This window comes from Nocardia sp. NPDC058633 (assembly GCF_042717045.1).
Taxonomy (GTDB): Bacteria; Actinomycetota; Actinomycetes; order Mycobacteriales; family Mycobacteriaceae; genus Nocardia.
The window spans coordinates 103114-119652 of sequence record NZ_JBHXRA010000022.1 but is presented as its reverse complement, the minus strand read 5'-3'; the positions used below and the strand labels follow the sequence as shown (position 1 = coordinate 119652).

The 16539-nt window shown below is 68.1% G+C and carries 13 protein-coding genes and 5 tRNA genes; 12 read left to right on the top strand and 6 right to left on the bottom strand.

Annotated features, from left to right (window positions below):
* Positions 1–1156 (top strand): hypothetical protein (locus ACFWUR_RS26200; protein WP_378910294.1); only part of this gene is annotated, 1156 nt, incomplete at its 5' end.
* 9 nt (positions 1157–1165) lie between these two features.
* Positions 1166–2191 (top strand): hypothetical protein, encoded by a 1026-nt coding sequence (locus ACFWUR_RS26195; protein WP_378910292.1) that lies wholly within the window; start codon positions 1166–1168, stop codon positions 2189–2191.
* A 59-nt stretch (positions 2192–2250) separates the two neighbouring features.
* Here the strand turns inward: ACFWUR_RS26195 and ACFWUR_RS26190 are convergent.
* Positions 2251–2327: transfer RNA gene (locus ACFWUR_RS26190), tRNA-Asp, on the bottom strand.
* A 262-nt stretch (positions 2328–2589) separates the two neighbouring features.
* Here ACFWUR_RS26190 and ACFWUR_RS26185 point away from each other — a divergent pair.
* A complete protein-coding gene (locus ACFWUR_RS26185; protein ID WP_378910291.1) occupies positions 2590–5805 on the top strand; it encodes a carboxyl transferase domain-containing protein in 3216 nt (1071 codons plus the stop codon).
* Here the strand turns inward: ACFWUR_RS26185 and ACFWUR_RS26180 are convergent.
* Positions 5777–6400: a TetR/AcrR family transcriptional regulator gene (locus tag ACFWUR_RS26180; protein ID WP_378910289.1), complete on the bottom strand. Its 624-nt coding sequence runs from the start codon at positions 6398–6400 to the stop codon at positions 5777–5779. The two genes, ACFWUR_RS26185 and ACFWUR_RS26180, sit on opposite strands and share 29 nt — an antisense overlap.
* Positions 6401–6532: 132 nt before the next feature.
* Here ACFWUR_RS26180 and ACFWUR_RS26175 point away from each other — a divergent pair, with 132 nt between their 5' ends.
* The 6 genes from ACFWUR_RS26175 to ACFWUR_RS26150 are packed head-to-tail and all read left to right on the top strand — an operon-like array spanning position 6533 to position 12554.
* The gene (locus ACFWUR_RS26175; protein WP_378910288.1) at positions 6533–7933 is read left to right on the top strand and encodes an MFS transporter; all 1401 of its coding nucleotides are present in this window, start codon (positions 6533–6535) and stop codon (positions 7931–7933) included.
* Positions 7934–7993: 60 nt separating this feature from the next.
* Positions 7994–8815, top strand: coding sequence for an SDR family oxidoreductase (locus ACFWUR_RS26170; protein WP_378910287.1), 822 nt, complete (start codon positions 7994–7996; stop codon positions 8813–8815).
* A gap of 15 nt (positions 8816–8830) precedes the next feature.
* Positions 8831–10045, top strand: a complete 1215-nt coding sequence (locus ACFWUR_RS26165) for an acyl-CoA dehydrogenase family protein (RefSeq protein WP_378910285.1) — start codon at positions 8831–8833, stop codon at positions 10043–10045.
* Between the two features lies 1 nt (position 10046).
* Complete coding sequence (locus ACFWUR_RS26160) at positions 10047–10829, top strand: SDR family oxidoreductase (RefSeq protein ID WP_378910284.1); 783 nt, start codon at positions 10047–10049, stop codon at positions 10827–10829.
* A gap of 29 nt (positions 10830–10858) precedes the next feature.
* The gene (locus ACFWUR_RS26155; protein WP_378910282.1) at positions 10859–11842 is read left to right on the top strand and encodes an NADPH:quinone oxidoreductase family protein; all 984 of its coding nucleotides are present in this window, start codon (positions 10859–10861) and stop codon (positions 11840–11842) included.
* A gap of 22 nt (positions 11843–11864) precedes the next feature.
* Entirely contained in the window at positions 11865–12554 is a 690-nt protein-coding gene (locus tag ACFWUR_RS26150) for a TetR/AcrR family transcriptional regulator (protein WP_378910280.1), read from the top strand.
* Between the two features lie 65 nt (positions 12555–12619).
* Here ACFWUR_RS26150 and ACFWUR_RS26145 read toward each other — a convergent pair.
* The 4 genes from ACFWUR_RS26145 to ACFWUR_RS26130 all read right to left on the bottom strand — a co-directional run bounded on the left by ACFWUR_RS26145 (position 12620) and on the right by ACFWUR_RS26130 (position 13673).
* Positions 12620–12693, bottom strand: a tRNA-Phe gene (locus ACFWUR_RS26145).
* A 30-nt stretch (positions 12694–12723) separates the two neighbouring features.
* A tRNA-Asp gene (locus ACFWUR_RS26140) sits at positions 12724–12797 on the bottom strand.
* Positions 12798–12837: 40 nt separating this feature from the next.
* Positions 12838–12910: transfer RNA gene (locus ACFWUR_RS26135), tRNA-Glu, on the bottom strand.
* 91 nt (positions 12911–13001) lie between these two features.
* A complete protein-coding gene (locus ACFWUR_RS26130) occupies positions 13002–13673 on the bottom strand; it encodes a TetR family transcriptional regulator (protein ID WP_378910279.1) in 672 nt (223 codons plus the stop codon).
* Between the two features lie 731 nt (positions 13674–14404).
* On the opposite strand from ACFWUR_RS26130, the gene ACFWUR_RS26125 reads away from it, so the two are divergent.
* The 3 genes from ACFWUR_RS26125 to ACFWUR_RS26115 all read left to right on the top strand — a co-directional run bounded on the left by ACFWUR_RS26125 (position 14405) and on the right by ACFWUR_RS26115 (position 16463).
* Positions 14405–14480, top strand: a tRNA-Lys gene (locus ACFWUR_RS26125).
* A 193-nt stretch (positions 14481–14673) separates the two neighbouring features.
* Positions 14674–15276: a DUF937 domain-containing protein gene (locus ACFWUR_RS26120; RefSeq protein WP_378910277.1), complete on the top strand. Its 603-nt coding sequence runs from the start codon at positions 14674–14676 to the stop codon at positions 15274–15276.
* A 230-nt stretch (positions 15277–15506) separates the two neighbouring features.
* Entirely contained in the window at positions 15507–16463 is a 957-nt protein-coding gene (locus ACFWUR_RS26115; RefSeq protein ID WP_378910276.1) for an acyl-ACP desaturase, read from the top strand.
* Positions 16464–16539 lie beyond the last annotated feature (76 nt).

Below are 16539 nucleotides of genomic sequence, written 5' to 3'. Positions count from 1 at the left end.
GGTGGTCGCCGCGCTGACCTCGGCGTCCGCCGCGACGACGGCCACCGAGGACCCGCATCGGCTCGGGCTGTACGCGCTCGAGTCCACCGAGACCGCGGCGCCGGCCACACCCGCGCTGCGCCAGACCGCGACCGAGGTCTCGGCCGCGGCCGATCGCGGAACCCGATTGAGTTCCCTGCTCGGGCAGGCGCATTCGACCCAGTCGACCGCGGCCGCCAAGGTCGACGCGATCATCGCCGACTTCCGGGCCAAGGCGAAGAAGGCCGCGCCCGCGGTGAACGGCAACAACCTGGACGCCATCGTCGAGCTCGCCGAAGAGGCCATTTCGGAAGCGGTCGGGGTGGTGGGTAATGCCAGCACCGAGATGGACCAGCACACCCGAGACACCAAGGGCCTCACCAGTGATCTCGGCGGCACCAACGGGGTAACCGTGCCCGCGGGCGCCACGGAGGTGGCGCCGGGGGTCTATGTCCTCGGCACCGGCGGGTCCGATACGTCGTCGTGGAGCGACAACTCGTCCTGGGACGACGACGAGAACCTCGATCCGGCGACCGCGGCCCAGATCGCGTTGCAAGAGGCCTTGATCGACGGTGGGGTGTCACTGGGGACCGCCGCGATCGATGCCGGTGTCTCCTTCGGTACGCACCTGATCGACAAGATCGCCGAAGTCGCCATGCACGGCATCGACAAGGGCGCGGAGCTGGCGACGACCGGAATCGACACCCTCGCCGCGAACGCCACCGGAACCGAGGGGGCGGCGACCGCGCCCGCGGGCACCACCCCCACCACACCGTCGACCAACGGTGGTGGCACCGGCGCGAACTCGGGCACCCTGTTCGGCGGACTGGGCGGCGGCACCAGTCCCGGCGGCGGCACCAGCCCGGGCGGCAGCACCAACACCGGCGCGGGGGCGAACAACGACAGTGGCGTCGCACCGAAGCCGCAGGCCCCCGCGCCGTCGGCACCGTTCCAGTCCGATCAGACGCCGAAACCCGAACAGCCCCAACAGGCACCGAGCGCACCCGCGCCCGCCCAGCAGCCGATGCAGGGCGGGGTGGTGCCGCCCGGCAGTCGGCCGCAGCAGGATCAGGAGACCGAAAAGCCCTCCGCCGCACCCAAACACGGTCAACCGGGAGTCGTCCCGGCGCCGGCGTAGGACACCGCCGTGGACAATCCGTTCGGTGCCTACTTCGCGTCGCCGGACGCCGCGCCCCCAGGCCGTCGTCGTCCGCAGGGCAAACGGCGGCGCAGGCGGCGGCGCGAGGCCGAGCCGCAGACGATCGGCACGAACCCCGAGATCTGGCCGCCGCCGGACCCGGAGCCGTTCGTCGACGACCCGTTCCAGCCTGCCCCCGTCGAACCGGTGTATCGCGATCCCGCCGACGACGACGGGTTCACCGGCGACTGGAACGACTGGAACGACAGCGACGTGCCGGTCCGGACACAGCGCGGTGACGATGTCGACTGGAACGACTGGGCCACCACCACAGCCAGCGAACAGAGCGGTGACCATGTCGAGATACCGGTGTTGCCGCGACTCAAGGACTTCGGCGGTGGCGGCCAGATCGCGCGGCGCCCACGCCGGAACTTCGACGACGAACGCTACGACGACAGCGGTGGCCGGGTGAAGGCCGCGGCCGCGATCAAGGGCATTGTCGGTGCCGTCGTCTTCGTCGTCGTTCTCGGTGTGGCCGCCACCATCTTCCTCGGCCCGGCCGACAAACCGACCACCACCGCACAGGCCGCCGTGTCGGGCACGCGGGCAACGTCGTCCACGCCGGTGCCTCCCCTGCCCGCCCACGCCCTGTCGGGCTGCGAATCCTTCCGCACCCCCTCGATCACCATCAGCGCCGAACGCGGTGACACCGCCAGCCCCGAGGGCGCCATCCTCGGCTTCGAATACAGCTACTACGTCGACCGTGACGCCGCCAAGGCCCGCTCCTTCGTCACCGACGACGCCCACGTCGGCGACGCGTCCGCCTTGGCCGCCGGCATCGGCTCGCTGCCCCTCGACGTCAAATACTGCGTCCACATCACCAAGGCCGACGCCGCCGACCCCTATCTCTGGAACGTCACCATCCACCAGAAATGGCCGGGCGATGCCACCACCGAGAAGATCGACCAGGTCATGCGCACCACCGAGGTGGCCCCCGGCCGCCACCGCATCACCAGCATCGACCATCGCCTCTGACGGCTCGTCCGCGAAGACGAAAGTCCCCCGCACCGGTGATGGTGTGGGGGACTTTCGGGTGGCGACCCTGACGGGACTCGAACCCGCGACCTCCGCCGTGACAGGGCGGCGCGCTAACCAACTGCGCTACAGGGCCTTGCTTGTCTACATCGGAGAGCGATGTTACCCGGTGAACCCCCGATTCCGTAACCGAACAGGTCAGGCAGTGCGACGTGCATTGACACTGACGTCAACGTCAATAACACTCGGGACGGTGACCACCAGCGAGAGCACGGCTCCCGCGCACGGTGGAATATCCGACCGAATCGATGGATCGAGATCTCGACGCGTCGCAGGACCGTACGGGCGATGCTCACCATGACCGAGCGCGTCACCGCCACCGAATCCGAGGACATCCAGTGAAGCTGCTGATCGCCAACCGCGGTGAGATCGCCCTGCGCATCATCCGCACCGCCACCGAGCTCGACCTCGACACCGTGGCGGTCTACGCCGCCGACGATGCCGACAACCCCCACGTGCACGCGGCGAGCGAGGCCATCGGGCTGGCGGGCAGCGGTGCCGCGCCCTATCTCGACCACGCCGCGATCTTGGGCGCCGCCAAGGAATCCGGCGCCGAATACTTGCATCCCGGCTACGGATTCCTCAGCGAGAACGCTGAATTCGCCCGCGCTTGCGCGGCCGAGGGTGTCACGTTCGTCGGCCCCGATCCCGGCGTCCTCGACCTGTTCGGTGACAAATCCTCGGCCCGCGCGACCGCCGTGGCCGCGGGCGTACCCGTGCTGCCCGCGACCACCGGACCGACCACCGCCGAGCAGGTCCACTCGTTCTTCGGCACGCACCCAGGGCCGATCATGATCAAAGCGCTGGCCGGTGGCGGCGGCCGTGGCATGCGTGTGGTGCGCAGCGCCACGCAGATCGACGACGCGTACCGGCAGTGCGCCGCGGAGGCGCAGCTCGGATTCGGCGATCCCGCGGTCTTCGCCGAGCTGCTGTTCGAGGATGCCCGCCACATCGAAGTGCAGGTCGTCGCCACGGGCGGCACGGCACTGGCCCTGGGCGATCGCGATTGCAGTGTGCAGCGCAGGCATCAGAAACTGATCGAAATAGCTCCGGCGCAGGGACTGTCGGACACTCTGCGCGCGACACTGCACGCGGCGGCGGCACGACTGTGCGCCCGGGTCGGTTACCGCGGACTGGCAACGGTCGAATTCCTGGTCTCCGACACCGGATTCGTGTTCCTCGAGGTCAATCCGCGAATCCAGGTGGAGCACACCGTGACCGAGGAGGTGACCGGTGTCGACCTGGTCGCCGTGCAGCTCGCGATCGCCCGGGGCGCGAGCTTCGCCGACCTGCGGTTGCCGAACGGAATCGTCGCCGACGCCCAGGAATCGACCGGCGATCCCGCCACCGCCGACGGCATCGCGATCCAGGCCAGGGTGAACATGGAGACGATGACAGCCGACGGTTCGGCGGTGCCGACCGCGGGCACGTTGACCGCCTTCGCGCCACCGACGGGGCCCGGCGTGCGCGTCGATACCTTCGGCCGCGCCGGGCTCACCCCGAGCCCGCGCTACGACTCGTTGCTGGCCAAGGTGATCACCCGCACCCGCGGGCAGTCCTTCCCCGCCGCCGCGCGCAAAGCCGCGACAGCGCTGGCCGAGTTCACCGTCACCGGCATCGATACCAACATCTCGTTCCTGCGGGAGATCCTCGCCGACAGCACCTTCCAGTCCGGCGTCGCCACCACCGGCTTCCTCACCGAGCGACTGGCCGACCTCGTCGCGGCGGCACAGTCCGGTCGGCCCGAGGTCGCCCTCACCGCGGTCGAGCTGTATCCGGGCCAGGAAGCCGTGCGCGCGCAACTCGCGGGCACGGTGGTCGAAGTGACGGACGAGGGCGTCGATGTCGCCGCGGGTGCTCGAGTGGCGGTGCTCGAGGCGATGAAGATGCAGCATGTGCTCACCGCGCCCGACGCCGCCAGGACCATCCGGGTGCTGGTCCACCCCGGACAGGTCGTCGCGCCGGGGGACCCGTTGGTCGTCATCACCCGCACCGGTGCGGACGAGGCCGGCGGCACGCGCACCGATCAGGATCCCGACCGGGCCCGCGCCGATGTCGACGAGATCCGCGCCAGGCATCGGGTGACGCTCGACGAAGCCCGCCCGGCGGCGGTGGCGAAGCGGCACGACCTCGGTCGACGCACCGCCAGGGAGAACATCGCCGACCTGGTCGACGAGGGCAGCTTCGTCGAATACGGCGCGCTCGCGTTCGCCGCGCAACGCAGCAGGCGCGCCGAAGCGGACCTGATCGCCAACACTCCCGCCGACGGCCTGGTCACCGGCTTGGCGACCATCGGCGCCGACCGGTTCGACCGTGCCGAGGCGGTGGTGATCTCCTACGACTACACCGTGCTGGCGGGCACGCAGGGCAAGAACAACCACGCCAAGACCGATCGCGCCTTCGAACTGGCCGACCGCAAGCGGGTGCCGGTAGTCCTGTTCGCCGAGGGCGGCGGTGGCAGGCCCGGCGATACCGATGTGACCGGCATGGGCCTGGACGTGACGACCTTCCGCGCGCTCGGTGCCCTGCGCGGCAAGGTCCCGCTGGTGACGATCGTCTCGGGCCGCTGCTTCGCCGGCAATGCCGCTCTGGCCGGCGTCTGCGACGTGATCATCGCGACGCCGGACGCCAATATCGGCATGGGCGGTCCGGCCATGATCGAAGGCGGCGGGCTCGGCGCCTGTCGTCCGGAGGACATCGGCCCGATCGACGTGCAGCGCCGCAACGGTGTCGTCGACCTCGTCGCCCGCGACGAGGCACACGCGGTGGCGCTGGCCAAGCAGTACCTCGGCTATTTCCAGGGCCCGGTCGACGACTTCGAGGCACCCGACCCCCGCCTGGCTCGTCATGTGGTGCCGGAGAACCGGTTGCGCGCCTACGACATCCATCGCGCCATCGAGGCGATCGTCGACGTCGGCTCGGCGCTGGAGCTGCGCGCGGACTACGGGGTCGGTGTCGTCACCGCGTTGGTGCGGGTGCACGGCGAACCGTTCGGCTTGATCGCCAACAGCAGCCACCATCTGGGCGGCGCCATCGACGCCGAGGCCGCCGACAAGATGGCCGAGTTCCTCGCACTGTGCCAATCGTTCGGGCTGCCGATCGTCTCCCTGTGCGACACACCGGGTTTCATGGTCGGCCCCGAGGCCGAGAAGACCGCGACGGTGCGCCGGTTCAGCGCGTTGTTCGTGCTCGGCGCGCAACTGAGCATCCCGTTCGGCACGATCATCCTGCGCAAGGGCTACGGTCTCGGCGCGATGGCGATGGCGGCGGGCCACTTCCGCGCACCGCGCTTCACCGTCGCCTGGCCCACTGGTGAGATCGGCCCGATGGGGTTGGAGGGCGCCGTCCGCCTCGGCTTCAGCAAAGAGCTCGCCGCCGTCGCGGATCCGCAGGAGCGCGAGACGCTGTTCCAGCAGTTGCTCACACTGGCCTACCAGCAGGGCAAGGCGCTCACCGCGGCCACGGGTTTCGAACTCGACGACGTGATCGACCCCGCCGACACCCGCACCTGGATCGCCACCCTCGTCAATAGCCGGGCGCGCGCACGATCCTGAGCACCAGGTCGGCGTTGATGTCGCCGAGTTCCTCCGGGGTGAACTCCCCGCCTGGCCGGTACCACCGGCAGATGTCGATGCCCAGCGACATCATCGCCAGCACGGCGACGCGGGGATCGGCGACGGTGAACACCCCGCGCTCGATCCCCGCCCGCACCTCCGCGACCGCGGCCTGCCGGATGCGGCGCCGGATCGCGGCGACGATGTCGTGATGCTCGGGGGCGAGATGCCTGCTCTCGTACTGGGCGATCCGGGCTCGCCGGTAGCTGCGCGCGTGCAGGACGCTGAACGCGGTGACCAACGCGCGGATCCGGTCCACCGGCTCGTCGTAGGGAGCGACCGCTGCCTCGACGATGGCGAGGGCCTTGCCGACCGCGTGCTCGACCAAGCGGAAGAGCAGATCCTCCTTCGACGCGAAGTGCACATACATCGCCGCCGGGCTCAGTCCCGCCGCGGCGGTGATGTCTCGGGTGCGGGTGGCCTCGAAACCCTTGTCGGAGAACAGCACCACCGCGGCGTCGAGTAGCCGCTGTGCGGTGTCGCCCAACCCGACGGCCGGGTCGGCCAGCGGGTCGTCATCGAGCAGCTCGGCCACCTGATCCCCCTTCGCTGTGCATGTGATTGACATTACATTCCCGCTGAATCACACTAAGCGAGCGCTCACTTACTTGAAGTTGACGTCAAGTTCCAATAGGTTCAACCCAGCGGATTCACTGAGGAGTCACCGATGATCGAACCCGGCCAGCGGACAGACATCGACACGCCGCCGCCCCTGCCCGACACAGCACCGTCGTCGGCCGCCACCCAGCGCGCGCACCGCAAGCTGCTCGCCGCGGGCCTGGTCGGCAGCTCGATCGAGTGGTACGACTTCTTCCTCTACGGCACCGCCGCCGCGCTGGTGTTCCCGCACGTATTCTTCCCCGACGCCTCGGCGCTGATGGGCACCCTGCTCTCGTTCAGCACCTTCTGGGCGGGGTTCCTGGCCCGCCCGATCGGCGGCCTGCTCGCCGGGCACTTCGGCGACCGGTACGGCCGCAAGCCCGTGGTCGTGGTCTGCCTGCTGGCCATGGGCGTGGCCACCTTCGCGATCGGTTGCCTGCCGAGCACCGGCTCGATCGGGATGCTCGCCCCCGTGCTGCTGGTGACGCTGCGCTTCGTGCAGGGCATCGCCTGCGGCGGCCAGTGGGGCGGCATCGTGCTGCTGCTCACCGAATCGGCGGATCCCAAGAAGCGCGGGTTCGCGGGCACCTTCGGGCAGATGGGCGTGCCCCTCGGCTTGATCATGGGCAACCTGGTGTTCCTGGCCGCCACCGCGGCACTGTCGACCGACGCCTTCCTCAGCTGGGGCTGGCGCGTGCCGTTCCTGGCCAGCGCGCTGCTGTTCCCGGTGGTGCTCTACATCCACACCAAGGTCGAGGACTCCCCCGAATTCCGCGCGTTGCAGGCCGAGACCGCGAAGAAGAACAAGGCACCCGCCGTCGCCCAGGCGCCGCTGGCCGAGGCGGTCACCCAGCACTGGCGCACCATCCTGCTCGGCTGCGGCCTGCTGGCGGGCACCAATTCCCTGTTCTACGTGAGCATCGCCGGCCTGCTCAGCTACGGCACCACCGAACTCGGCATGAATCGCAATGCGCTGCTTGCCATCTCGTTGGTCTCCTCAGCCCTGCTCACCGGGGTGATCCTGTGGGCGGGCGCGCTGTCGGACCGGATCGGCAGGCGACCGCTGATCCTGATCGGCGGCGCGGGCATGGCGCTGTGGGCGTTCCCGTTCTTCGGACTGATCAACACCGCCAGTGTGCTCGCCGTTTTCGTGGCGGTGTCGGTCGGCGCGGTCATGCAGTCGCTCACCTACGGCCCGATCGCCGCCTTCATGAGTGAGCTGTTCGCCCCGCGAGTGCGGTACTCGGGCGCCTCGCTGGCCTACCAGCTGGCCGCGATCACCATCAGCGGCGGCACCCCGTTCATCATGACCGCGATCATCGCCGAAACCGGTTCCACCACGGGGGTCTCGCTGTTCCTGATGGCGATGGGACTGATCACCGTGTTCAGCGCGTGGAAACTGCGCGAGACCAACACCCCGGCGGTCCGTGACGACCCGGAGGCGGTGCCAGGAACCCAGCTGTACTGACCGACCCATCCGAATCGAACGCTGCTCGGGCTCGACATGGCCCGAGCGAAAGGATTTCTCGTGAGAGTTGCCGAAAAGGTGGCCATCGTGACCGGAGCCGGCGCGGGCATCGGCGCCGCACTCGCCGCCGCACTCGCCGCGGCGGGCGCGAAGGTGGTGGTCTCCGACCTCGACGAGCCCGCCGCGCTGGCGGTGTCGGAGCAGATCAACGCCGAGCACGCCGGCGCCACCGTCGGTATCGGCGCCGACGCCGCCGACACCGCGGCGATCCAGACCGTGATCGCGCTGGCCGAGCGCGAGTTCGGGCCGGTCGACCTGTACTTCGCCAACGCGGGTATCGGCGGCGCCCCCGGGCTCGACGCCACCGAGGACGACTGGGACCGCTCGCTCGAGGTGAACCTGCGCGCCCACATCCGCGCCGCGCGACTGCTGGTGCCGCAGTGGGTCGAACGCGGTACGGGCTATTTCATCGGCACCGCGTCCGCCGCGGGGATGCTCACCCAGATCGGTTCGGCCACCTACTCGGTGAGCAAGCACGCCGCGGTCGGGTTCGCCGAGTGGCTCAGTGTCACCTACGGCGACCAGGGTGTCCGCGTCAGTTGCCTGTGCCCGATGGGCGTCAACACGAAACTGCTCTACTCGGGCCGGGATTCGGGCGCGCGACTCGGCGCCACCGCGACGCGTGCCGTCGTCTCGGCGGGCGAGGTCCTCGAACCCGCCGACGTGGCCGACATCGTGCTCACCGCCGTCGACGCCGAGCAATTCCTGATCCTGCCGCATCCCCAGGTGCTCGACATGTACCGCAACAAAGGCGCCGATTACGACCGATGGCTGCGCGGCATGCGCCGCTACCAGTCGTCGCTACTGGCGCAAACCCACTGAGCGAGAGAGCACGTCATGTCACTGTTCGATCTGAGCGACCGCGCGAAGAAGTACTCCGAAGGCCTGCTCGACTTCATGGACGCGCATGTCTACCCGGCCGAGTCCGTCTACGCCACGCAGATGCGCGAATCCGACGACCCCCACTTCCAGCCACCGATCCTGGAAGAACTCAAAGCCGAAGCCAAAAGGCGCGGACTGTGGAACCTGTTCCACCCGCACCCAGGACACGGACCGGGCCTGACCAACCTCGAATACGCGCCGCTGGCCGAGATCATGGGCCGCAGCCACCTCGCCTCCGAGGCCTGCAACTGCAACGCCCCCGACACCGGCAACATGGAAGTCCTCGAACTGTTCGGTACCGCCGAGCACAAGGAGAAGTACCTGAAGCCGCTGCTCGACGGCACCATGGCCTCGGCCTTCGCGATGACCGAGCCCGCCGTGGCCAGCTCCGATGCCACCAACATCGAACTGTCGATGGTGCGCGAGGGCGACCACTACATACTCAACGGCCGAAAGTGGTTCGCCACCAACGCCTTGCACAAGAACTGTCGCGTGATGATCGTGATGGGCAAGACCGATCCCACCGCGGCGCCGCACCGCCAGCAGTCGATGATGGTGGTCCCGATCGACGCTCCGGGCGTCACGATCGTGCGCGGGCTGCCGGTGTTCGGCTACCACGACCGTGAGGGCCACGCCGAGATCGACTTCGCCGACGTGCGGGTGCCCGTCGCCGACGTGCTCAAAGGTGAGGGTGAGGGTTTCGCGATCAGCCAGGCCCGGCTCGGACCCGGCCGCATCCACCACTGCATGCGCAGCATCGGCACGGCCGAACGCGCGCTGGAACTGATGTGCAAGCGCGCACAGGCGCGGGTCACCTTCGGTAAGCCGGTGTCCGACAACGCCAATATCCAGGACTGGATCGCCGAGGCGCGCATCGACATCGAGATGATCCGACTGCTCACGCTCAAGGCCGCGCATCTGATGGACACCGTCGGCAACAAGGCCGCGCGCACCGAGATCGCCGCCATCAAGGTGGCCGCGCCGAACATCGCACTGAAGATCGTCGACCGGGCCATCCAGGTGCACGGCGCGGGTGGCGTCACCGACGACTTCCCACTCGCTGCCGCCTGGGCGCATCTGCGCACCCTCCGCCTGGCCGACGGCCCCGACGAAGTACACAAGCGTGCCATCGCACGTCAGGAACTGCGCAAATACAAGGAGAGCAACTGATATGACCGGACTGGATCTGACCGGCCGCACCGCCATCGTCACCGGCGCCTCACGCGGGATCGGGCTGGCGATCGCCCAGGCACTCGCCGCGGCGGGCGCGAACGTCGTCTTGACCGCACGCACACAGCAAGCCGCTGACGCGGCCGCCGCCCAGGTGGACGGCACCGCGATCGGCGTCGGTGCGCACGTGGTGGACGAAGAGGCCGCGCGGCGCTGTGTCGAGCTCACCGTGGACCGGTTCGGCAGTGTCGACATCCTGGTCAACAACGCGGGCACCAACCCCGCGTACGGGCCGACCATCGACCAGGATCACGCTCGCTTCGCCAAGATCTTCGACGTGAACCTGTGGGCTCCGGTGCTGTGGACATCGCTGGTCACCCGCGCGTGGATGGGCGAACACGGCGGCGCTGTCGTCAACACCACCTCCATCGGCGGACTGACCCTCGAGCCGAACATCGGGCTGTACAACGCGTCCAAAGCCGCGCTGATCCACCTGACCAAGCAGTTGGCGCTGGAACTGTCGCCGAAGGTGCGCGTGAACGCGGTCGCCCCGGGCGTGGTGCGCACCAAACTGGCCGAGGCGCTCTGGCAGGAGCACGAGCAGGCACTCACAGCCACGACCGCGCTGAACCGGATCGGCGAGCCCGACGACGTCGCCGCCGCGGTGGCGTTCCTGGTCTCCGACGCGGCGAGCTGGATCACCGGCGAGACCATGGTGATCGACGGCGGTCAGCGACTGGGCGACGTGGCGCCTTTCCGCAGCACGGCAACCGTGGGTCTGTGACCTACTCGGCAACAGGAGGACTGAACACGATGAAAGCCTGGCAGGTAGCCGAACTCGGCGAACCACGAGATGTGCTGCGTTTCACCGAAGTCGACGACCCCGTAGCCGGTCCGGGGCAGGTGCTGGTGCGAGTTCTCGCCGCGCCCGCCAACTTCCCCGATGTGCTGCTGTGCCGTGGGCAGTATCAGATAAAGCCGTCGCTGCCGTTCACCCCGGGCGTCGAACTGTGCGGTGAAGTGCTGGCGGTCGGTGCGGGTGTCGACCGGTTCGCCGTCGGCGACCGGATCGTCGGCACCGCGAACCTGCCCGGTGGCGGCTTCGCCGAGTTGGCCGTGCTCGACGCCGACAGCGCTTTTCCCGCACCGGCTTCCCTCGACGACGCCGAGGCGTCCGCACTGGTGATCGGCTACCAGACGAGCTGGTTCGCACTGCATCGCCGGACTCGGCTGCGCGCGGGCGAGACGCTGCTCGTGCACGCCGCGGCGGGCGGCGTCGGCAGTACCGCCGTGCAACTGGGCAAGGCGGCGGGCGCACGGGTGATCGGCGTCGTCGGCGGGCAGGCGAAGGCCGACTACTGCCGCGAGCTCGGCGCCGACCTCGTGATCGATCGGCACACCGAGGATTTCGTGCCGCTCGTCAAGGAGTTCACCGACGGGCGCGGCGCCGATGTGGTCTACGACCCGGTCGGCGGCGACGCCTACACCAAGTCCACCAAGTGCATCGCCTTCGAAGGCCGCATCCTGGTGATCGGCTTCGCCGGCGGCACCATCCCCCAGCCCGCGCTCAATCACGCGCTGATCAAGAACTATTCGATCATCGGTCTGCACTGGGGGCTCTACAAGCAGTACAACCAGCAGGCGATCCACGACTGCCACGCCGAGCTGACCGAGCTCGCCGCGGCCGGGCTGGTGAAACCACTGATCAGCGAGCGGCTCTCGTTCGCCGACGTCCCCGCGGGACTCGGCCGCCTCGGCGACGGCGATACCGTCGGCCGCGTCGTGTTCCACCCGTGAACGCCGGTATATAACTACAACCATGGAACAAGCCGCGAACACCGACAGCGAGGGCGCGCTGCCCTCGATGGCACGCACCTCGCTGTTGCGCGACCTGCCCACCACCCAGCGAGGCCTGCGGACCCGGGACTCACTGATCGCGGCAGGCCGAAAGGTGTTCGAGCGGATGGGGTACCTCGATACCCGGCTGATCGACATCACCCAGGAAGCCAGCTGCTCGTCGGGCACTTTCTACACCTACTTCGCGAGCAAAGAGGAGATCTTCGCCGCGATTCTCGAGCACGCCCAGGAAGACATGATGCATCCCGGTATGCCGCATGTGACGGGTGAAGACAACCCGGCCTCCATCATCGAGGCCGCCAACCTGGCCTACTTCGAGGCCTACAAGCGCAACGCGAAGCTGATGGGCCTGCTCGAGCAGGTCGCCCATATCGACCCCGAATTCAGCAAGCTGCGCCAGAACCGTGGTGACGCCTTCATCGCCCGCAACGCCCGCGGCATCGCCGACCTACAGCGACGCGGCCTGGCCGACCCCGATCTCGATCCGGTGCTCACCTCGCGCGCGCTCTCGGGCATGGTCAGCCGCATGGCCTTCAACTACTTCGTCATCGGCGACGGGCAGCTCGACGGCAAGCCGGTACCGATGGAAGAAGTTGTCCACACCCTGTCGCGCCTGTGGGCCAACGCGTTGCGGATGCCGACCAGGAGCTGACCGGGTTCACCGGGGGGTCAACGAAAAAATCCCCTCACCGCGAACTTCGGTGAGGGGATCGAAGGTGGCCAGAGCCGGGATCGAACCGGCGACCTACCGCTTTTCAGGCGGTCGCTCGTACCAACTGAGCTACCTGGCCGGAAGTACCGGATTGCTCTGGTACTACGTGCGACCCTGACGGGACTCGAACCCGCGACCTCCGCCGTGACAGGGCGGCGCGCTAACCAACTGCGCTACAGGGCCATGCATACCTGCAGTACTACTAGACACAGTCCGAAGACTGTACCCCCTACGGGATTCGAACCCGCGCTACCGCCTTGAAAGGGCGGCGTCCTAGGCCGCTAGACGAAGGGGGCTCGTTCCGAATCTCTCCGGGGCGGCTTCAACGTTTCCGTTGGGAGCTCGCATAGCTTATGACAGGTGTGCGCAGAGTTCCAAATCGCCTGGTCAGGCGCCCAAACCGAGGTCATCCAGGCGTGCCTGTTCGCGCCAGCCCTCGGTGCGGAAGTTCTGGATCCACAGCGGGGTCGCCATCGCCTCCACGATAACCTCCAGCACCTCGGCGAAGCGGGCGCGCAGGTCGGCGGCGGAGCCGTTGGCGATCGGGTCGACCAGATAGCGCTGGCCGGCCAGCGCCGCGGACAGGGTGCGCGTGAAGCGGTCGGGGTCGGCGTCGGGGCGCAACTGGCCGTCGTCGATGGCGCGGACCGCGAGCACGCGGGTGGCGCGGCCGACGATGCGCCCGCCGCCGTTGCCGGTGTCGCGATGGAAGTCGGGTTCGATCACCAAGCGGTACTCGGCTTGCACGATGGTGTCGTGCTCCAGCCGCAGGGCGATCTCGTCGACCATGCCGTGCAGCACGTCGAGCGGACCGAGGTCGGCGCGCGCGAGCCAGCGCTCCGCGCAGGCTCGGTAGTGCTCCACCGCGGTCTCGAGCACCGCGCGGGCGAGGTCTTCTTTGGAGTCGAAGTGGAAGTACATCGCGCCCTTGGTGGCGCGCGAACCTTCCAGAATGCGGTTGAGCGATGCCGCGGCATAGCCACTCTTCCCGAACTCGACGGCCGCGGACTTGATTATCGCCGCGCGTGTCCGGCGCGCCCGCTCTTGCTGCCGTGCCATGCTCGAAACGCCTCCGAACCTTCTCGACGCCGCCGATCTAATACAGACCGTTGGTGCGAATTGTGGTTTTAATTCAAACTTTCGGTATGAAAAACTCGCGGCGCCTCGCACAGCGGCCGCGCCACCTGTGAGAACCGCCTCCTCCCGCGGCAACGACTACCCCTTTGCCGGGAGTTCGCGCACCCATCGCGATCACCCCGGCCTGCAATCCGTCGATGAATTCCGAAACGCCGCACCCTGCACCGGAGTCACGGAAAACGCGGCACCGGTGATTGTTTCGAAATTCACCAGGCGATCACCGTACCCGCATTTCCGAGTCGACACGCGGCGATTGGAGTACCTGTTCGAACATCCGCTTCGGTTATCCACATCAGCAAACGGGGCGCTACCGGGACGGTTACTCCGGGTACGAATTCCACAGGCGCGCAGCCCGGTTGAACCCCGCACCGGCACCGCCGAAATTCGCCGAACGGTCGCGAGACCGGCGCCCGCCTTGGACCACTCCATCGCTGCTGCACCCCTGCTCGTCGAAAGCTGTTGCGATACAACAGTATTCGATGAACATGCGCAACCGGTAGCGCGAACCACACTGGGCACCAGGTGTTTACCACCGAATCGTCGCGACGGCCCGCGGCGTTACCGGCCGTCACCAGCGGCGATCAGCCGCCCACGACTCGACCGAGGACCACGGTTCGGCCCTTCGGCCCGGCGTCCGCTAGACTCCGCTGCGCGCCCCTTTAGCTCAGTTGGTAGAGCTGGTGACTTTTAATCACTAGGTCGTAGGTTCGAGTCCTACAGGGGGCACCACGAACCACCACCGTGACCATCGTCACGTGGCGACGCGCCCGGTGCGGACGCCGCCGATCTCGCTCACCGATTCCCCTGCTGGACATCGAGGCGCGGCGCTGTTCTGTCGCGAACGGCCGCAGCCGAGGCGGAGGTTTCGCCTACCCTGGGCGCGACCCGGGCTACCGGGCACCCACAACCTCAGGCGGAGCCGATGACTTCCTTCGACGACTTGCTCTCCCAAGTACCCATCGCCCAGATCGCCGACCAACTCGGCGTCGACCAGGCGACCGCGACCACGGCCGTGCAGGCCGCACTGCCGACGCTGCTCGGCGGACTCCAGGTCAACGCCGCACAGCCGCAGGGCGCGGCCTCACTGCTCGGCGCGCTCGACAACCACGGCGGACTCGTCGAGGGCGAGGGCGCCGTCGACCTGCGGCAGGTGGATGTCGGCGACGGCGAGAAGATCGTCGACAACGTCTTCGGCGACGAGAAGAACACCGTCATCAGCGCGCTCGGCGCAGGCGGCGCGGGTGGCGGGACCGGCGGCAACGACCTGATCGCCAAGCTGCTGCCGATTCTGGCCCCGATCGTGCTCGCCTACCTCGCCAAACAGCTCACCGGCGGCGGGGCGCCTGCCCCGGCACCCCAGCAGACCCAGGCCTCCGGCGGGGTTCTCGGCGACCTGCTGGGCGGTCTGCTCGGCGGCAGCAGCAACAGCGGCGGGCTCGGCGGCGTGATCGGCGACGCCCTGTCGAAGAACGCGGGTGGTGCCCTGGGCAGCGTGCTCGGCGGCCTGCTCGGCGGGAAGCGCTGAGATGTTCATCTACCGGTAGTTAACGTCGCGAGGCCCGCAGCGATAGTCCCTATGCTGCGGGCCGAACGCCTAGACTCGTCAGCAGAACCATCGGATCTACCGACGAGTTGTGGCGTTGCTCAACATCGTCGGAAAACCGCTCTGTTGCGTTTCGCATCACACCTACGGTGCCGTAAGGTATGGCCGCATCGCGACGTTCGACCGCAAGCACGACAGCGAAGGGTTTTTACATGGCAAGGGATCTGACTCAACTCGAACTGCTCACGGAGTTGGAGCCGGTTGCCGAGGAAAACGTCAACCGGCACATGTCGCTGGCCAAAGAATGGCATCCGCACGACTACGTCCCGTGGGACGAGGGCCGTAACTTCGCCGCCATGGGCGGCATCGACTGGGATCCTGAGCAGTCCAAGCTCAGCGAGGTCGCCAAGGCGGCCATGATCACCAACCTGCTCACCGAGGACAATCTCCCGTCCTACCACCGCGAGATCGCCGAGAACTTCTCCCAGGACGGCGCCTGGGGCACCTGGGTCGGTCGCTGGACCGCCGAGGAGAACCGGCACGGCATCGTGATGCGCGATTACCTCGTTGTCACCCGCGGCGTGGATCCGGTCGCCCTCGAAGAGGCGCGCATGATCCACATGACCAACGGTTTCGCCTCCCCCACCGAGGTCGACGCCGGCTTCCTGCACTCGGTCGCCTACGTGACCTTCCAGGAACTGGCCACCCGGGTGAGCCACCGCAACACCGGCAAGGTGTGCGACGACCCGATCGCCGACCGCATGCTGCAGCGCGTCGCCGCCGACGAGAACCTGCACATGATCTTCTACCGCAACCTCTGTGGTGCGGCGATGGACCTGAGCCCCGACCAGACCATCGAGGCGATCTCGCTGATCGTCGAGAACTTCCAGATGCCCGGTGCCGGCATGCCGAACTTCCGTCGCAACGGCGTGCTGATGGCCAAGCACGGCATCTACGACCTGCGCCAGCACCTCGAAGAGGTCGTGCAGCCGGTGCTCAAGAAGTGGAACGTCTTCGATCGCACCGACTTCACCGCCCGTGGCGAGGCCACCCGTGAGCGGCTGGCGGGTTTCCTGGAGAAGCTGAGCGAGGACGTGCTGAAGTTCGAGGAGCAGCGCGACCGGATGCTCGCCCGCGAGGCCAAGAAGCGCGAAATGGCCGCGGTCTAGGTTTCGAGAAAGCGCTGCGTCCCTTGATCGCAAGGGACGCAGCGCTTTTTTGTGTCGACACCCGTCTGCCGCGTCC